Below are 17125 nucleotides of genomic sequence, written 5' to 3'. Positions count from 1 at the left end.
CAACGGCACGGTCGAGAAGGTCGGCTGGGCCGGCGGTTACGGCAAGCAGATCATCATCCGCCACGCCAATGGCTACGAAACCTCATACAATCACCAGAGCGCCTTTGCCAAAGGCATCGAACCGGGCGTGCACGTCCGCCAGGGCCAGACCATCGGCTTCCTCGGCCAAACCGGCCTCGCCACCGGCCCGCATCTTCACTACGAGCTGATCGTCAACGGCACCAAGGTCGATCCGATGCGTGTCCGCCTGCCGGTCGGCAAGGTGCTGAAGGGCGATGACCTCGTCGCCTTCAAGCGCGAACGCGAACGCATCGACGAACTGTTGAAGCAGGAAGACAGCGATTCGCTGAAGGTTGCGAGCGCCAAGATCGACGGTTGATCGGCTTCAGCCTGGCGTATCTTCGGCCTTTCGCGGCCATGGCAATCGATCACCGGGAATGGTCGTCCAGGCGATAACAGCCGCAAGCAGGCAAAGCAGCGCGGTCACCGAAGAAACCGCGGCAAACGCGGCGTCGCTGGCGGCGAGCCTTGTCGCATCGATGGCCGGGGCAAGCCCGGCTGGCGCCGGTTCACCAAATCCCGGGATGCCGGACGTTGCGCTCGCGTCCAGTGCATTCGCGTAGACCCACGCGGCAAGCGAGCCCATCGCCGCCACCGCGATCAGACCGCCGATGCGTGAGACGGCATTGTTGATGCCGGAGGCCGCCCCCGTGTCCTTGTCCTCCACCGCCGTCATGATCGCGGTCGACAAGGGCGACACGACCAGAGCCATGCCGAGCCCCATCAGCCCCATCAGCGGGAATGTTCCGGTCCAGAAATTGTGGATGCCGGCGTAGGTGAGCAAGGCCAGCCCGGCAAACGCAAAAGCCACGACCAGGCTGCCGCAGGCGATCGGAAAACGCGGTCCGATCCGGTCCGACAGCTTGCCGACAGGTCCCGACAAAAGCGCGATCGATGCCGACAAGGGCAGGAAGATGAAGCCGACCTCGGCCGTGCTCAGGCCCCAGCCGGCGATCAGCAGCATTGGCAGATAGAAAAGGTTGGCCGACAGCGCAAAATAGAGGAAGAACGTCGCCACATTGGCGCCGGCGAAAGCACCGACGCGAAACAGGCTGAGGTCGATCATCGGCTCGCGCTGCCGAAGCTCGAAGACGATGAAGACAGCCAGCAATACGACGCCGGCGGCAATGCTCGGCCCTGCCATGAGGCCCTCGCCGCTGGCGCTCATCGAGGTCAGCCCATAGGCAAGCGCACCGAAAGCCAATGTCGCGAGCGCTGCACCGCCGAGATCCAGGCTGCGTTTCTCCGTCGGCACATCGGCCGGAACCTTGGCCAGCAGAAGCCAGATCGAAATCAAGCCCAGCGGCAGGTTGATGGCGAAGATCGCCCGCCAGATGCCGTCACCGAAGGCCGACAGCACGAAGCCGCCGAACACCGGGCCAAGTGCCGTGGTCAGCGCCGAAGCCGCCGCCCAGATGCCGATAGCACGGCCGCGTTCTTTCTTCGGGTAGGCCTTGGCGATGATGGCGAGGCTGCCAGGCACCATGATTGCCGCACCGATGCCCTGCAACGCGCGAAATGCGATCAGCACAATTGCATTCGGCGCCAGCGCACAGGCAAGCGAAGCGAGGATGAACAGCGCGATGCCGGCCACGAAGGCGCGGCGCAGACCGAATCGGTCACCGGCAGCGCCCCCGGCCAGGATCAGCGCCGAGAGCGTCAACGCATAGGCATTGGAAATCCACTGCGCCTCGGCAAGGCTTGCGCCGAGATTGACGCGGATCGCTGGTGTAGCGATGGCCAGGATGGAGCCGTCTATGAAGCCAAGCGCCGAGGCCAGAATTGCCGCGATCAGCACAAATCGTCGCCGCGACTGCGGACAAAACGTTCCATTCGTGACCGGATTGGTCAGCGGGACGGCGGCGGCTTCACTTGGTGAATGCATGAAACCTTGCTTAAACCCCTGGCGCACCGGCAACAACCAGCCAGTGGCTTGCTGTCGCTGAAACCAGCCGTTTGGCCAGGGTCGCACCCTGTCAGATGCAAATGGCGGCAACCATGCTAGGTTTCCGGAAGGTGCCGATGGGGAAACATCGATGAAGCGGCCACTTGAAGCATCGGCTGAGGGACGCGGCCGTATCGTCGGGATCACCGATGGCGTATTCGCCATCGCGCTCACCCTGATCGTTCTCGAAATCAGGGTGCCGGCGCACGAGGCGATCCATTCCGAACGCGAGCTGCTCGCCGCGATCGCCGCCCTGGCGCCGCGTTTCCTGACCTACGCCTTGAGCTTCCTGACGCTGACCATCTTCTGGTTTGGCCAGCAGGCGCAGCATGGTCTGATCGCCAAATCCGATCGACGGCTTGCCACGCTGAACCTTTGCTTTCTCGCCTTCATCGCCTTGCTGCCCTTCTCGACCGATCTTCTGGCCGACTTCCTCGAGTTCAGAACCGCGGTGCTGGTCTACTGGCTCAATCTGCTGGCGCTCGGCGTCACGCTGTTCGCGAGCTGGCGTTATGCGGAGAAAAGCGGCTTCGTAGCAGAGGATGTCGATGCGGAAACCAAACGCACGGTCTATCTGCGCATCATCAAGGCACAGATCCTGTGGGCGGTCGGCGCCGCACTCTCGCTTGTCAGTCCCTTGCTCGGCGTCGGCTTCATCCTGGTCGTGCAGTTGGTCTATGCCGCCGCGCTTCGCGGTTCACTGCTGCGCAAGGTTATCGGCTGAGGGCCCGCCGACAAACTCCACCGTCACGCCCGGCGAAACCAATTTGGCCAGCTCCCGCGCATCCCAGTTGGTCAGGCGTACGCAGCCATGGCTCTCGGTCTTGCCGATCTTCGACGGATCGGGCGTGCCGTGGATGCCGTAGGTCGGCTTATCCAGGGCGATCCAGACCGAACCGACGGGACCGTTCGGGCCCGGCGGAATGGTCAGGACCTTGTCGTTTTGACCCTGCTTGAAATTGATGCTGGGATTGTAGGTGTAGTTCGGATCGAGCGCCACGCGCGACACCGTGTGTATGCCGGACGGTGACGGCGTATCCGACGAGCCGATGGTTGCGGGATAGGCCGCGACCAGTTTGCCGCCGGCGTCATAGGCGAAAACCTCTTTCTTGTCCTTGTCGGCGACGATACGCGCCACCGGCGTCGAAACCAGCCTGCCGAAATTGGCGACCTTGATGATCGTGCCGGGACGATTGAAATCGACCTCCGGGTTGAGCGCCTTGAGATAATTCTCGTCCATGTGAAAGCGCTCCGCGAGCGCCTCGGTCACCGACGTATAACCCATGCGGTCGAGTTGCGCCTTCTGGCTGTAGTCTTCCGGGATCGACGCGACATAAGGACCGGCCGCGTCCTCCGCTGTGATCGTGTAATTGGCGAAGGCATCGCCGCCGGATTGCGCAAGTGCCGCCTGGATGGCGACCGCGTCGGTCGATCGCAGATTGGCGCCGGTGATCTGGTTGTAGGCGGCGAGCGCCTTGTCGACATTCGAACCGAAACGCCCGTCGATGACGCCAGGCGAAGCGCCACCCCGGTCGAGCAGCACCTGAAGGGCGGCGACATCCTGGCGCGCTCCCAGCGAAAGTGCCGGGGCAACGGTGGTCTTGTCGCCGGCCTTTGGCGGCAGAGCCGCCTGATCGGCGGGTGTCGTCGGCTGGGCAGGGTCTATCGCGGCCTCGTTCAGCGGCTGGCGCTTGATTGTACCCGGCTTAGCCGGCTGCGGCGCGTCGGGATAATTGTCGTCGTAATTGCCATCGTCCTGCGGCGCCGGCGGGTAGGCTTCGGCGGAATTGTCCCCATAGGGATCGTACTCATCTGCCGGCGGCGGGATAACGCGGCCTTCCTCTTCCAACTGCTTGCGCCGGAACCGCGCCATGTCTTCCGGATCGTCGAGATAGTAGCGGTCGTCGCCTTCGGGGGCGCGGCCCAGTTCGCGCAGTCGTGTCTCGCGGCGCAAGGCGCGGCGGTCGAGCCGGGTCTGCGGCGGCTGGATGGCGATGACCTTGCCGGTATCGGCATCGACGATCACGCGGTTGCCCCTGGCGTCGTAGTAGATGTCGAGATTACCGTCCTGGGCGACAAGGATGCCCCCGGTATCGGCAGCGCGGACAACCCTTGGCGCATTGTCCGTCGTCGGCGCGGCGAACGCCCCGGAAGACACAAGCCCGGCGGCTAGCGCCGAGAGGGCAAAGATCGTGCGGAACATGGTGGCCAAATTCTCCGGTCCGTAAATTTGCCGCCGCCGGCATTGTCTTCTGGCGAACCCCTTCGCCAGCAAACCAGTTACACCATCCTATGGTTCCAACATGAACCGGGCATGAAGATGGCGGTTTTCCGGCGCCTCAAGGAATATAGGCTAGCTTTCGGCAAGTCCCAATTCCTTGCGCGCCTGCCTGGTAAGCTTCAGGGCGACAAGGCGATGGCTCTCGCGCAGATAGTCCTTCAGCGCGGCATCATCCATGCTCTGGCTTGTCCGACGCTGGATCCATGTCATGCCGCGCGAGGCAAGATAGGGTGCGGGCCGTAGCCCCGGCTGTTCCTTGAGCACATCATAGGCGATATCGGAACATTTGAAGGTGACGAAGAGCTGCTGGCCATCGTCCCAGCCGCCGATCGCGAAGACCTTGGCCCCCACCTTCCAAACATGGGCGCCACCCCACTGGACGACATGGGTCGTCGAAGGCAGCGAGTCGCAGAAGCTGTTGTAGTCGTCCAGTGTCATCCCCACCCCACGTTTTATATGAAAACGCCGCGCGTCCAGGAAGGACGCGCGGCGCAGGATCAGGCTGCCGCTTCCGCCGCGACGATCGTCGGTTTGGAGCGGAAATTCAGCCGGTCGGAACCGGCTGTCACCTTGACGGTCGAGCCGTCGAGGATGTCGCCGAGCAGGATCTTCTCCGCCAGTGGGTCCTGCAATTCCTTCTGCATCACCCGCTTCAGCGGCCGCGCGCCATAGGCCGGGTCGTAGCCCTTGGCCGCCAGCCAATCCACCGCCTCCTGGTCCAGCGATAGCGTGATCTTGCGGTCGACAAGCAGGCTCTCGAGCCGCTTGAGCTGGATCTCGACGATGCGGCCCATATCCTGCCGGCGCAGCCGGTGGAACAGGATCACCTCGTCGACGCGGTTGAGGAACTCCGGCCGGAACGATGCCCTGACGACGTTCATCACCTCGTCGCGCACCAGATCGACATCCTGGTCCTCGGTGAGGTTGACGAGATATTCGGCGCCGAGGTTCGACGTCATGATGATCAGCGTGTTGCGGAAGTCGACCGTGCGGCCCTGGCCGTCGGTCAGGCGGCCGTCGTCGAGCACCTGCAAAAGCACGTTGAACACATCCGGATGCGCCTTCTCGATCTCGTCGAACAGCACGACCTGATAGGGCCGGCGCCGCACCGCTTCGGTCAGCGCGCCGCCTTCCTCATAGCCGACATAGCCGGGAGGCGCGCCGATCAGCCGGGCGACCGAGTGCTTTTCCATGAACTCCGACATATCGATGCGCACCATGGCGCTCTCGTCGTCGAACAGAAAGCTCGCCAGCGCCTTGGTCAGCTCGGTCTTGCCGACACCCGTCGGTCCGAGGAACATGAACGAGCCGATCGGCCGGTTCGGATCCTGCAGGCCCGCGCGGGCGCGCCGCACCGCTTTCGACACAGCTTGCACCGCCTCGCCCTGGCCAACGACGCGCTTGCCGATCTCGTCTTCCATGCGCAGCAGCTTGTCGCGCTCGCCCTGCAGCATCTTGTCGACCGGAATGCCGGTCCAGCGCGAGACGATATGGGCGACGTGGTCGGGGGTAACCACCTCTTCGACCATGCCGGCTTTGCCGTCCTGGGCCTCGGCCTCCTTCAGCTTCTTTTCCAATTCCGGAATCTTGCCATAGGCAAGCTCGCCGGCGCGCTGGAATTCACCCTTGCGCTGAGCAATGGCAAGGTCGTTGCGCGCCTCGTCGAGCTGCTTCTTCAGGTCGGCGGCGAGCCCGAGCTTCTGCTTCTCGGCCTGCCACTTGGCGGTGATCTCGGTCGATTCCTCCTCAAGGCCGACGAGTTCCTTTTCCAGGCGGGCGAGCCGGTCCTTCGAAGCATCGTCCGTCTCGACCTTCAGCGCCTCGCGCTCGATCTTGAGCTGCATGATGCGGCGATCGATCTCGTCCAGCGCCTCGGGCTTGGAATCGACCTGCATGCGCAGCCGCGATGCGGCTTCGTCGACCAGGTCGATCGCCTTGTCCGGCAGGAAGCGATCGGCGATGTAGCGGTTGGACAGCGTCGCCGCCGCCACCAGCGCTGAATCCGAAATGCGCACCTTGTGGTGCTGCTCGTATTTCTCCTTCAGGCCGCGCAGGATCGAAACGGTGTCTTCCACCGTCGGCTCGTCGACGAAAACCGGCTGGAAGCGCCGGGCAAGGGCTGCATCCTTCTCGACATGCTTGCGATACTCGTCGAGCGTGGTGGCGCCGACGCAGTGCAGCTCGCCGCGCGCCAGCGCCGGCTTCAACAGGTTGGACGCATCCATGGCGCCATCCGCCTTGCCGGCGCCGACCAGCGTGTGCATCTCGTCGATGAACAGGATGATGTTGCCGCTGGCCGAGGTGACTTCGGAGAGCACGGCCTTCAGCCGCTCCTCGAACTCGCCGCGATATTTGGCGCCGGCAATCAGCGCGCCCATGTCGAGCGCCATCAGCTGCTTGTCCTTCAGCGATTCCGGTACGTCGCCATTGACGATGCGCAGTGCCAGGCCTTCGGCGATCGCCGTCTTGCCGACGCCGGGTTCGCCGATCAGCACCGGATTGTTCTTGGTGCGGCGCGACAGCACCTGGATGGTGCGGCGGATCTCGTCGTCACGGCCGATCACGGGGTCCAGCTTGCCGGCACGGGCATCCGCAGTCAGGTCGCGCGCGTATTTCTTCAGCGCGTCGTAGCCCTGTTCGGCACTCGCCGAATCGGCGGTGCGGCCCTTGCGGACATCGTTGATGACCTGGTTGAGCGCCTGCGCGGTGACGCCGGCCTTGGCCAATATGTCGGCGGTCTTGGCCGACTTTTCCATGGCGAGCGCCTGCAAGAGCCGCTCGACCGTGACAAAACTGTCGCCGGCTTTCTTGGCCAGTTCCTCGGCGGTCGAAAACACTTTCGCCAGCGGCTGGGCCAGATAGAGCTGGCCATTGCCGCCCTCGACCTTGGGCATCGCTTCGAGCGCCGTCTCGACGCCAAGCTTGACGTCGCGGATGTTGCCGCCGGCGCGTTCGATCAGCGACGCGGCCAAGCCCTCGTCGTCGTCGACGAGCACTTTCAGGATATGTTCAGGGGTGAATTGCTGGTGGTTGCGGGAAAGCGCCATGGTCTGCGCGGACTGGATAAAGCCGCGCACGCGCTCTGAGTATTTCTCAAGGTTCATATCTGTCTCCTTCCATCACCGGCCCGCTTTGCGGCACCGGATCCGATTGCGGTGACGGACCCGCTCATTCGAGCCGGGTCCAGTTGAGGCTGATATGGTGCACAGGCGCTGAACCCTCAAGACGTCCCGATATCGGCAACCACATAATATTGCACGGCCGCCCAAACGAAAACGGCGGAGATTTCTCTCCGCCGCTCAATGCCTTGAAATGCCGTTGGGTCAGTTATCGATATCGACATTGACCGGTTGGGCGTTGCCGCTGTCGGCCGGGGCCGCAGCCACCTCGCCGGCGTCGGTCCCGGAACTGGCATTGTCACTACCGCCATCAACCTGATCGGCGTTGACGCGCGGGCGGCGCGGACGACGCGGACGACGGGCAGCACCGCTTTCGGCGGCCGCCTCGTTGAGTTCGGCCTGGGCGGCAAGACCTGCCGGGGAAAGGTTCTCGAACGACGGAGCCGGTTCGGCCGGCGCCACAGATTCGGTCGGCGAAACGGCTTCGCCCTGGACCGGGATCTCGTTGCCCTGGGGCTGACCACCTTGCTCGGCGGACGATGAAAAGTCGCGCTGGCCGTTCTGGCCATAGCCGCCATTGGGGCGGCGATCACGATGGCGCCCGCCATTGTTGTCGCGGCCGCCATTGTTGCGCCCGCCATTGTTATCGCGGGCCTCGCGGCCACCTTCCCGGTTCAGCGCGACCTCGGCCGGCGTACCTTCGATAACCGGCTGCGGGCCGGCGCCATGGTTGACCACCGGGATCTGGACGTCGGAAGCAGCGTTGCTGTTGTTGCCGCTATTGTCGAAATCGTCGCGGTCCTCATCGCCATCATCGTCGAAATCATCGCGATTCTGCTGCGTGTTCTGGATCGGCATCTGCGCCTGTGCGGCCGCGATGATGCGATTGTAATGCTCGGCGTGCTGGAGATAGTTCTCCGCCATGACCCGGTCGCCGGAGCTGTGTGAATCACGGGCAAGGGTGGCGTATTTTTCGGCGATCTGCTGAGCCGAACCGCGGATCTTCACGTCCGGGCCATTGCTCTCGTAGTTGCGCGTCAGGGGATTAGGCCCCTTGCGGTTGTTGTTGTTATTGTTGTTATTGTTACCACCGCCGCCGCCATTGTTGTTGCGACCGCGCATGCGCCTGTTCTGCTGTTGTGGCCTCATCAAACTCTCTTCATTTTGAAATTTTCGAAAAACTCTTCACGAACGGAGGCGCTCATGCAGCCAGCCGTTTCGTCTCTTCACCGGCGTTCGCCCGCATCGATTGCGTTGGCGCCACGTGTCATCCTGTTCCGGTTACATCACTTGCCGGACGATTCCCGCACGAAGCTTGGGCATCGTTTGCGCAAGAAGGCAGCTATTTCCAAGGAAAACCGAATCGCTAAGAGCACTGCCTGCTTCGTCTCATCCGGTTAAGGCGACCCTAGCCGCATTCCCCGGCATTGCCAAGCGCTTTTTTGCACTGCGTCAAGGCTTTATCCTTTCAAAGACAATAACCCTGTCGTTTCCACCGAGGTCACGGAAAACACTGCCCGGCACGTAGCCGGCTGCAGTGAATATCTCGCAGACCTCGTTGCGTTGCGTATGGCCGATCTCGACCGCAATTCTGCCTTCAATTTCCAAAAACCTTGCCGCTTCCGCAGCGATGGTTCTGTAGGGGTTCAGACCGTCCGCGCCGCCATCCAGGGCTAGGCGCGGGTCGAAATTGCGGACTTCGTCCTGCAGATTTCCAATGTCTTCGGAAGATATATAGGGAGGGTTTGCGACAATTACATGGTACCGGCCGGAAACTTTTTCGAACCAGTCCGACTGCAGCGCCGTGAACCGGCCCGCAAGACCAAGTTGCCCGGCATTGCGGGCCGCCGTCGCCAGCGCACCCGCGGACAGATCGACGCCGGTGGCATTAGCCGTCGGCACGACGCTGAGCAGCGCCAGCGCAATGGCGCCGGTGCCGGTGCCAAGATCGAGGATGCGACACTCGCCTTCCTGCGTCGCAACCGCCTTGACGAAGGGCAATATCGCCTCGACCAGCGTTTCGGTATCCGGCCGCGGTTCCAGCGTTTCCGGCGACAGCGCCAGGCGCAAACCGTAGAATTCACGATAGCCGAGGATGCGATGCACAGGTTCGCCGCCGGCGCGGCGTCTCAACGCGGCATCGATTTCGGCAACAGCGCCGGCGCCGACCCTGCGTTCGGGGTCCGCAATGGCTTGCGTGCGCGTCGTGCCCGAAAAATGCTCGACGATCAGCCTCGCATCGAGCGCCGGGTCGTCGACGGTGCTGCCGAGCCGAGCCCGCGCTTCCCGCAGCAGCGGCCCGAGCGCGTTGGGCAGGTCAGTCATCGATGCCGATGTCGGCGAGCAGCTTGGACTGATGATCGGCGATCAGCGCGTTGATGATCTCGTCGAGTTCGCCCATCATCACCCGGTCGAGCTTGTAGAGCGTCAAATTGATGCGATGGTCGGTGACGCGCCCTTGCGGGAAATTATAGGTGCGGATGCGTTCCGAGCGGTCACCGGAGCCGACCTGTGACTTGCGCGATTCGGAGCGCTCCTCGTCAGCCTTGCCGCGTTCGAGATCATAGAGGCGGGCGCGCAGGATCTGCATCGCCTTGGCGCGGTTCTGGTGCTGCGATTTCTCAGCCTGCACGACCATGATGCCGGTCGGCAGATGGGTGATGCGGACGGCCGAATCGGTGGTGTTGACGTGCTGGCCGCCCGAACCCGAGGCGCGCATCGTGTCGATGCGGATGTCTTCGGCCCTGATGTCGATGTCGACCTCTTCGGCCTCGGGCAGCACCGCGACGGTTGCCGCCGACGTGTGGATGCGCCCGCTGGCCTCGGTCGCCGGCACGCGCTGCACGCGATGCACGCCGGATTCGAATTTCAGATGCGCAAAGACGCCCTTGCCCGACACCGTGGCGATGATTTCCTTGTAGCCGCCGGCATCGCCATCGCTGGCCGAGGCGGTCTCGAAACGCCAGCCGCGTTCGGCGGCGTAGCGTTCGTACATGCGAAACAGGTCGCCGGCGAAAAGCGCGGCCTCATCGCCGCCGGTGCCGGCGCGGATTTCGAGAATGGCGTTCTTGTCGTCGGCGGCATCCCTGGGCAACAGCAGGATCTGAATGTCCTTCTGCAGCGCCTCGATGCGGTCCTCGACCCCTGGCAGCTCGGCCTCGGCCAGCGCCCGCATCTCGGCGTCGGTGCCCCTGTCGGCAAGCATGGCTTCGAGGTCGGCCTGTTCATGCTCGGCCGCGCGCAGCGCCCTGACCTTGGCCACCATGTCCTGGATTTCGGCATATTCGGACGCCATGCGCACATAGGCGTCCGGCGCCGGGCCGGCCGACATCTGCGCTTCGAGCATCTCGAAACGCTTGACGACTTGATCCATACGATCGCGGGGCAAATTGACCATGATGAGGCTGCTATAACGGGATCGAACGGTCGTCGGCAAAGGCCTGCAGCAGCGCCCGCATCGGCAGGCCCTGTGCCGGAGCCATCAGATTGTCGTCGAAAAACGCCTTCAATTCGTCCAGCGGCAGTTCCGTCAGCATCGCCTTGACCGGCCCGATCGAGGCCGGCGACATCGAGATCGAGCGGAAACCGAGTCCGATCAACGCCATCGCCGAGATCGGCTTGCCGGCGAGTTCGCCGCATAGCGTCACCGGCGTGTGATTGCGGACGCCGGCATCGGCGATCTGCTTGAGGACGCGCAAGAAGGGTGCCGACAGCGTGTCGAAGCGGTTGGCCAGTTGCGTGTTGCCGCGGTCGACGGCCATGACGAACTGGAACAAATCGTTCGAACCGACCGAGACGAAATCGACCGCTTTCATCAATTCATCGAGCTGGAACAGCAGCGACGGCACTTCAAGCATCGCCCCCAGCTTCAGGCTGGTCGGCAAATGATGGGCAAAGCGCGACAAATGCCGCACCTCGCGGTCGATGATCTCGCGTGCCTGGGTGATCTCGCCGAGTTCGGTCACCATCGGCAGCATCAGCTTCAGCTCACGCCCGCCGCTGGCCTTGAGCAAAGCGCGTATCTGGGTGCGCAGCAGGCCCGGCCGGTCGAGCGTCAGGCGGATCGCCCGCCAGCCAAGCGCCGGGTTCTCTTCCTGGATCGCGCCCTTGAAATAGGGCAGCACCTTGTCGCCGCCAATGTCGATGGTGCGGAAGGTGACGGGCTTGCCGCGCGCCGCTTCGAGCACGTCGCGGTAGAGCTTTTCCTGGGCCTCGGCCCGGGGAAAGGTGGAAGCGACCATGAATTGCAATTCGGTGCGGAACAGACCGATGCCGGCCGCACCCGCTTCGGCAAGCTGCGGCAGGTCGACGGCGAGACCGGCATTCATCAGCAAATCGACCTGGACACCATCCCTGGTCGTCGACGGCTTCTTGCGCAGTTCGCGGTAGACCTCTTGCCGGCGCGCCCTGAAACGCACTTTTTCGGCATAAGCGGCCTCGAGATCGGGCTGCGGCCGTAAATGGATCACGCCCTCCTCGCCGTCGACGATGATGGCATCGCCGTTTTCCGCCATGGAAACAGCGCCCTTCATCTGGCCGGCGACGGGGATGCCCATGGCACGCGCGACGATGACGACGTGGCTGGTCGCTGCACCGTCCTCGAGCACCAGCCCGCGCATCTTGTCGCGGGGATAATCGAGCAGTTCGGCAGCCCCCATCGAACGGGCGACGATGATGGCGTCCTTAGGCAGCGATGCCGCGACATCTTCCGGCCCGCGCCCCATCAGCTGGCGCAGCAGGCGGTTGGCGAGGTCGTCGAAATCGCTCATCCGCTCGCGCAGATAGGGATCGGTCATGTGCAGCATGCGGGCGCGCATGTCGCTCTGCACCTTTTCCACCGCCGCTTCGGCCGTCAGGCCGTTGCGGATCGCCTCTTCCAGCCGTCGCACCCAGCCGCGATCGTTGGCGAACATGCGATAGGCTTCCAGCACCTGGCGATGCTCGCCCTCGAAGGCGACGTCGCGGCGTTCCAGCATGTCGTCGATGGACAGCCTGAGCGAGCTGAGTGAGGTCTCCAACCGGCGAACCTCTTCCTCGCTGTCCTCGTTGAACAGATTGGTGACGACGATGCGCGGCTCGTGCAGCACGACATGGCCAAGCCCGACGCCTTCATTGAAGGACAGGCCGGTGAAGCTGACAGGACGGCGCAGATCGAGTTCGAGGCCGGGCCGGGTCAGCCGCGCCAGATCGCCGGTGGCGATCATCTCGGCGATCACCATCGCCGTGGTTTCCAGCGCCTCGACCTCGTCGTCGCGGTAGTGGCGCATGGTCTTGTTCTGCACCACCAGCACGCCCAGCGTGCGCCCTGCCCGCAGCACCGGCACGCCCAGGAACGAGTTGTAGATCTCTTCCCCGGTCTCCGGCAGGTAGGCGAAGGCAGGGTGTTCCTGCGCATTGGACAGGTTGAGCGGCCGCGCGCTGGCGGCGATGGTGCCGACCAGGCCTTGGCCCAGCCGCAACTGCGCCAAATGGACGGCGTTCGGGTTCAGGCCTTCGGTGGCGTAGAGTTCGAGCACCGAATCGGCACGCAGCACATAGAGCGAGCAGACTTCCGCGACCATGTTGGAGGCGATGTCGCGCACAATCCGGTCAAGCCGCTCCTGCGGCTCCAGCGGCTCCTGCATGAGCTCGCGGAGCCGTTTGAGCAAAACGCGCGGGCCACTGGCCTGATCACGCATCGCGGCTTGTTCTCCAATGGGCATTCTGCCCGCCGCAGTTTCCACCGCGACCGGCGCACACGCAACAACTCAAATCGTTCTCGCTACTGCTTATCCAGACCGTAGACGGAATGCAAAGTACGAACCGCAAGTTCCGTATACGGGCCGTCGATCAGGATCGAAATCTTGATCTCCGAGGTCGTGATGGCGCGGATGTTGATCGATTTGTCGGCCAGCGCCTTGAAAGCGGTGGCGGCGACGCCGGCATGGCTCCTCATGCCGATGCCGATGACCGAAACCTTCGACATGCCGGCTTCCGACTGCACGACATCGTAGCCGATCGAGGCCTTGAGGCGTTCAAGCACGGCCAGCGCCTTGTCGACATCGCCCGACGGCACGGTAAAGGTCATGTCGGTGAACTTGCCGTCCTCGGAAATGTTCTGGACGATCATGTCGACATTGATGTTGGCCGCGGCCAGCGGCCCGAAGATGCCGGCGGCAACGCCCGGCCGGTCGCCGACCCGGCGCAGTGAAATCTGCGCTTCGTCCTTGGCGTAGGCAATTCCGGTGACGACCTGCTGTTCCACGATCTCTTCCTCGTCGCAAATGAGCGTTCCGGGCGGATTGAGCAAATCCCCCATTCCGGGCGCATCGGGATCGTCGAAGGACGACCGCACGAAGGTACGCACCCTGTGCACCATGGCAAGCTCGACCGAACGCACCTGCAGAACCTTGGCGCCGAGCGAGGCCATTTCAAGCATTTCCTCGAACGAGATCTTGGCCAGCCGCCGCGCCTTGGGCTCGATGCGTGGATCGGTGGTGTAGACCCCGTCGACATCGGTGTAGATGTCACAGCGATCGGCTTTGACCGCCGCGGCGATGGCGACAGCACTGGTGTCGGAGCCGCCGCGGCCGAGCGTGGCAATACGATTGTCCGGGCCGATGCCCTGGAACCCGGCAATCACCGCCACCTGGCCCTCGCCGAAGCGCTTGATCAGGAACGCACCGTCAATGTCGAGGATGCGCGCCGCCCCATGCGCATTATCGGTCTTGATCGGGATCTGCCAGCCCTGCCAGGAGCGGGCGTGCACGCCCATGTTCTGCAAAGTGATGGCCAGCAGGCCGGCCGTGACCTGCTCGCCGGAAGCGACGACCGCATCATATTCGCGTGCGTCATGCATCGGCGAGGCCTCACGCGTCCAGCCGACCAGTTCGTTGGTCTTCCCGGCCATCGCCGAAACGACCACCGCCACCTCATGGCCGGCGTCGACCTCGCGTTTGACGTGACGCGCCACGTTGCGGATGCGGGCGATGTCGGCGACGGAGGTTCCGCCGAATTTCATCACGATGCGCGCCATGGGAGCGAAATGCCTTTGCCTGAAGCCGGATCCCAGCCAAAAGCCGGAATCCCGAAAAGCGGAAGGCCGGCTGACGCCGGCCGCTGAATGCGCGGCCTCCTTAGCCAAATGACGAAGGTTTCGCAAGGCTGGCGGCCAATTGCCGGCTCCAGAAGCCGGCATATTGCCTTCCGCCCCGGCGCCGCCTACGAAATGCTGCCTGCGGGGAATTCTTTTGGTTCGGCATAGCAGATGATGATTGCTCGGTTTCGACGTGCCATGCGATGGCAATCGCTCCCGCTTGTCGCAGGCTTTGCGGTGCTGGCGCTTATTGTCGGCAGCCGTGCCATGCTGGTCGAGGAACAGCGGGCCAACCGCGCCGCCGCGCGCGAGGCAATCGAATATCAGCAATTGCTTTCGGGTCTGCTTTCTCTGGCACAGGAAGCCGAGAACGGCCAGCGTGGCTACCTGCTGACCGGCGAGAAATCCTATCTCGAACCCTATCGGAGCGCTGTCGGCGCCATTCCGGGGCAACTTGCCCGTATCGACAGCTTGACCGCCCCCGACGACCAGTTCGTCCAGCCGATCAACCACATCAAGGACGCGCTTTCGCAAAAGCAGGCTGAACTGGCCGAGACGATTGCCCTGTACGACCAGGGCAATGCGACGAAAGCGCTGGATCTGATTCGCAGCGGCCAGGGCAAGGCAGTCATGGACGAAATCCGAACCAGCATGGATACGGTCCGACGCATCAGCGCCGCAGCCGTCGCCGCGCGCGACGCGCATACCGACCAGGTCGAGACCTGGCTACGCATCGGTTCGGTGGCGGCACTGCTGGCGATCTTCCTGCTTGCCGGCTACGCGATCAGGGAATCGCGCCGCCGCTTCCTTGAGGTGGCGGTCGCCCAGGAGGAGTTGGTGCGCAAGAACGTCGCGCTCGGCAGAGAGATCGAGACACGTGAAAAGGCAGAATCCCAGATCCGCCAGATGCACAAGATGGAGGCGGTCGGCCAGCTTACAGGCGGCATCGCCCACGACTTCAACAACATGCTGGCGGTGATCATCAGCGCCATGAACCTCGCCCAGCGCAAGCTGGCGCGCGGCGAGCACGACATCGCACAATTCATCGACGCGGCGATCGATGCCGCGACCCGTGCCGCCAATCTGACGGCCCGGCTGCTCGCCTTCTCGCGTCAGCAGCCGCTGGCGCCGCAGATCGTCGACGCCAACCGCCTGCTGACCGGGATGTCCGACCTGATCCGTAGGGCACTCGGCGAAACCATCCGCATCGAAACGGTGCTGGCGGGAGGCTTGTGGAAAACCCATGCCGACCCGAGCCAGATCGAGAACGCCGTTCTCAACCTGGCCGTCAACGCCCGCGACGCCATGGGCGATGACGGCAAGCTGACCATCGAGACCGCCAACAGCCATCTCGACGACAGCTACGCCGCCGCCCATGCAGAAGTCGCGGCCGGCCAGTATGTGATGATCGCCGTCAGCGATACCGGTTCGGGCATGACCCCCGATGTCATGGCCAAGGCCTTCGAACCCTTCTTCACCACCAAGCCGGTCAACAAGGGCACCGGCCTTGGATTGAGCCAGGTGTTCGGCTTCGTCAAACAGTCGGGCGGCCACGTCAACATCTATTCCGAGCCCGGCGAAGGCACGACAATCAAGATCTACTTGCCGCGGTATTTCGGCGCCGAAGAGCCGGCCGTGCCCACCGGGCGCGGCGACAACTCCGCCGCACCGGTCGCCGAAACGATCCTTGTCGTCGAGGATGATGCCCGCGTGCGGGTCTCCACCACCGAGGCCATACGCGAACTCGGATACACCGTCATTGATGCCGCGAGTGGCGAGGAAGCGTTGCAGAAACTGGCGGAAAACCCGAAGGTCGCCCTGCTGTTCACCGACATCGTCATGCCCGTCATGAACGGCCGCAAGCTGGCGGAAGAGGCCGTTGCCCGCATGCCGCTGCTGAAGGTGATCTTCACCACCGGCTTCACCAGGAACGCCGTGGTCCACAACGGCGTGCTCGACCACGACGTGCATTTCCTCGCCAAGCCCTTCACCATCGAGCAACTGGCAGCGAAACTGCGTGACGTGCTTGGCACGACGCAGGTCGCAGCGGACTGATCACAATCGCTTCAGCCTGACGCAGCCGCGCGTCTCCAAAGGCCGGGATAGTCGACAACGAAGCCGTGCGGCGAGACGTTGAGGGTCTCGTCATAGCCGAACACCGGCGCGGCATAGGCATAGCGAACCGTGTCGAGACGCCGATAGGTCTGATCGAGGCGCACCAGGCTCAGTTCAGGGAAAGTCAGGTAGGCGGCCGGGGCAGGCGACGCTTCGCCGATCCCGAGGCCATACCGGCGGATCGCCAGCAGGTTCGATGCCGGTGTGAAGCCAAGATCGACGTCGACAAGACCGTCGACACCCTGCTGGACTTCGCCGTTCAGCGTCCACTGGCCGTTGAAATCGCGTTCGATCGCATAGTGCAGCTGGCGCGTGCCGAGAAAGCCTTCGACAAGCGCCGCCCGCGTGTGCCAGCCGGCATCGCAATTCACCCCGTAGGCGAGGCAGCACGGCTTGCCGTCCTGGATGAAGATGGCTTGTCCCTTGAGGCTGTGCCCGCCATCGGTCTGCGCAAGCAGACAGGCATCATGCCCCTCCACGTCCAGCCGATGCCAGAGGATCGAAGCCGTCATTGCTGTCATCGTCACCTC

13 protein-coding genes (1 of these 13 only partly in view) are annotated in these 17125 nt (G+C 63.6%); 3 read left to right on the top strand and 10 right to left on the bottom strand.

What is annotated here, in order from left to right; translation table 11 throughout:
- On the top strand, positions 1-379 hold the 3' portion of the coding sequence (locus EOC83_RS20235) for a M23 family metallopeptidase (RefSeq protein ID WP_027163525.1). Its footprint begins 1589 nt before the window's first position; only the last 379 of its 1968 coding nucleotides appear in the window; its start codon lies beyond the left edge, outside the window; it ends in the stop codon at positions 377-379.
- Between the two features lie 6 nt (positions 380-385).
- Here EOC83_RS20235 and EOC83_RS20230 read toward each other — a convergent pair whose 3' ends face one another.
- Complete coding sequence (locus EOC83_RS20230) at positions 386-1945, bottom strand: MFS transporter (RefSeq protein WP_063169064.1); 1560 nt, start codon at positions 1943-1945, stop codon at positions 386-388.
- Positions 1946-2096: 151 nt separating this feature from the next.
- Here EOC83_RS20230 and EOC83_RS20225 point away from each other — a divergent pair, with 151 nt between their 5' ends.
- Positions 2097-2729: a TMEM175 family protein gene (locus EOC83_RS20225; RefSeq protein WP_063169065.1), complete on the top strand. Its 633-nt coding sequence runs from the start codon at positions 2097-2099 to the stop codon at positions 2727-2729.
- Here the strand turns inward: EOC83_RS20225 and EOC83_RS20220 are convergent.
- From EOC83_RS20220 to EOC83_RS20185, 8 genes are all read right to left on the bottom strand, one after another.
- Positions 2703-4208 carry a L,D-transpeptidase family protein gene (locus tag EOC83_RS20220; protein WP_013529466.1) on the bottom strand — a complete coding sequence of 502 codons (1506 nt, stop codon included), beginning with the start codon at positions 4206-4208 and terminating at the stop codon, positions 2703-2705. The genes EOC83_RS20225 and EOC83_RS20220 overlap by 27 nt on opposite strands.
- Positions 4209-4358: 150 nt before the next feature.
- Entirely contained in the window at positions 4359-4724 is a 366-nt protein-coding gene (locus tag EOC83_RS20215; protein WP_013529465.1) for an MmcQ/YjbR family DNA-binding protein, read from the bottom strand.
- 59 nt (positions 4725-4783) lie between these two features.
- Positions 4784-7390, bottom strand: a complete 2607-nt coding sequence (gene clpB, locus EOC83_RS20210; RefSeq protein WP_063169066.1) for an ATP-dependent chaperone ClpB — start codon at positions 7388-7390, stop codon at positions 4784-4786.
- Positions 7391-7609: 219 nt separating this feature from the next.
- Positions 7610-8554, bottom strand: coding sequence for a DUF4167 domain-containing protein (locus EOC83_RS20205; protein ID WP_024503799.1), 945 nt, complete (start codon positions 8552-8554; stop codon positions 7610-7612).
- A 303-nt stretch (positions 8555-8857) separates the two neighbouring features.
- Positions 8858-9730, bottom strand: a complete 873-nt coding sequence (gene prmC / locus EOC83_RS20200; RefSeq protein WP_063169067.1) for a peptide chain release factor N(5)-glutamine methyltransferase — start codon at positions 9728-9730, stop codon at positions 8858-8860.
- Entirely contained in the window at positions 9723-10802 is a 1080-nt protein-coding gene (prfA, locus tag EOC83_RS20195) for a peptide chain release factor 1 (protein ID WP_013529461.1), read from the bottom strand. The genes prmC and prfA overlap by 8 nt, the downstream gene beginning before the upstream one ends.
- Before the next feature lie 10 nt (positions 10803-10812).
- Entirely contained in the window at positions 10813-13083 is a 2271-nt protein-coding gene (gene ptsP / locus EOC83_RS20190; protein ID WP_063169068.1) for a phosphoenolpyruvate--protein phosphotransferase, read from the bottom strand.
- An 83-nt stretch (positions 13084-13166) separates the two neighbouring features.
- On the bottom strand, positions 13167-14420 hold the full coding sequence (locus EOC83_RS20185; RefSeq protein ID WP_063169069.1) for an aspartate kinase: 1254 nt from the start codon (positions 14418-14420) through the stop codon (positions 13167-13169).
- A 258-nt stretch (positions 14421-14678) separates the two neighbouring features.
- Between EOC83_RS20185 and EOC83_RS20180 the strand changes: the two genes are divergently transcribed.
- Entirely contained in the window at positions 14679-16535 is a 1857-nt protein-coding gene (locus EOC83_RS20180; protein ID WP_063169070.1) for a CHASE3 domain-containing protein, read from the top strand.
- Positions 16536-16546: 11 nt separating this feature from the next.
- Here the strand turns inward: EOC83_RS20180 and EOC83_RS20175 are convergent, their stop codons facing one another.
- Complete coding sequence (locus tag EOC83_RS20175) at positions 16547-17116, bottom strand: putative glycolipid-binding domain-containing protein (protein WP_063170342.1); 570 nt, start codon at positions 17114-17116, stop codon at positions 16547-16549.
- Positions 17117-17125: the final 9 nt, after the last annotated feature.

The sequence above is a fragment of the Mesorhizobium sp. Primo-A genome (assembly GCF_003997175.1).
Taxonomy (GTDB): domain Bacteria; phylum Pseudomonadota; class Alphaproteobacteria; order Rhizobiales; family Rhizobiaceae; genus Mesorhizobium; species Mesorhizobium ciceri.
This window is presented reverse-complemented; position numbering and strand designations above follow the sequence as displayed.

Bases quoted from the DNA above. Each gene is read 5' to 3' on its own strand.
- EOC83_RS20230 (WP_063169064.1), bottom strand. From the start codon at position 1,945: ATGCATTCACCAAGTGAAGCCGCCGCCGTCCCGCTGACCAATCCGGTC.
- EOC83_RS20225 (WP_063169065.1), top strand. From the start codon at position 2,097: ATGAAGCGGCCACTTGAAGCATCGGCTGAGGGACGCGGCCGTATCGTC.
- EOC83_RS20220 (WP_013529466.1), bottom strand. From the start codon at position 4,208: ATGTTCCGCACGATCTTTGCCCTCTCGGCGCTAGCCGCCGGGCTTGTG.
- EOC83_RS20215 (WP_013529465.1), bottom strand. From the start codon at position 4,724: ATGACACTGGACGACTACAACAGCTTCTGCGACTCGCTGCCTTCGACG.
- clpB (WP_063169066.1), bottom strand. From the start codon at position 7,390: ATGAACCTTGAGAAATACTCAGAGCGCGTGCGCGGCTTTATCCAGTCC.
- EOC83_RS20205 (WP_024503799.1), bottom strand. From the start codon at position 8,554: ATGAGGCCACAACAGCAGAACAGGCGCATGCGCGGTCGCAACAACAAT.
- prmC (WP_063169067.1), bottom strand. From the start codon at position 9,730: ATGACTGACCTGCCCAACGCGCTCGGGCCGCTGCTGCGGGAAGCGCGG.
- prfA (WP_013529461.1), bottom strand. From the start codon at position 10,802: ATGGTCAATTTGCCCCGCGATCGTATGGATCAAGTCGTCAAGCGTTTC.
- ptsP (WP_063169068.1), bottom strand. From the start codon at position 13,083: ATGCGTGATCAGGCCAGTGGCCCGCGCGTTTTGCTCAAACGGCTCCGC.
- EOC83_RS20185 (WP_063169069.1), bottom strand. From the start codon at position 14,420: ATGGCGCGCATCGTGATGAAATTCGGCGGAACCTCCGTCGCCGACATC.
- EOC83_RS20180 (WP_063169070.1), top strand. From the start codon at position 14,679: ATGCGATGGCAATCGCTCCCGCTTGTCGCAGGCTTTGCGGTGCTGGCG.
- EOC83_RS20175 (WP_063170342.1), bottom strand. From the start codon at position 17,116: ATGACAGCAATGACGGCTTCGATCCTCTGGCATCGGCTGGACGTGGAG.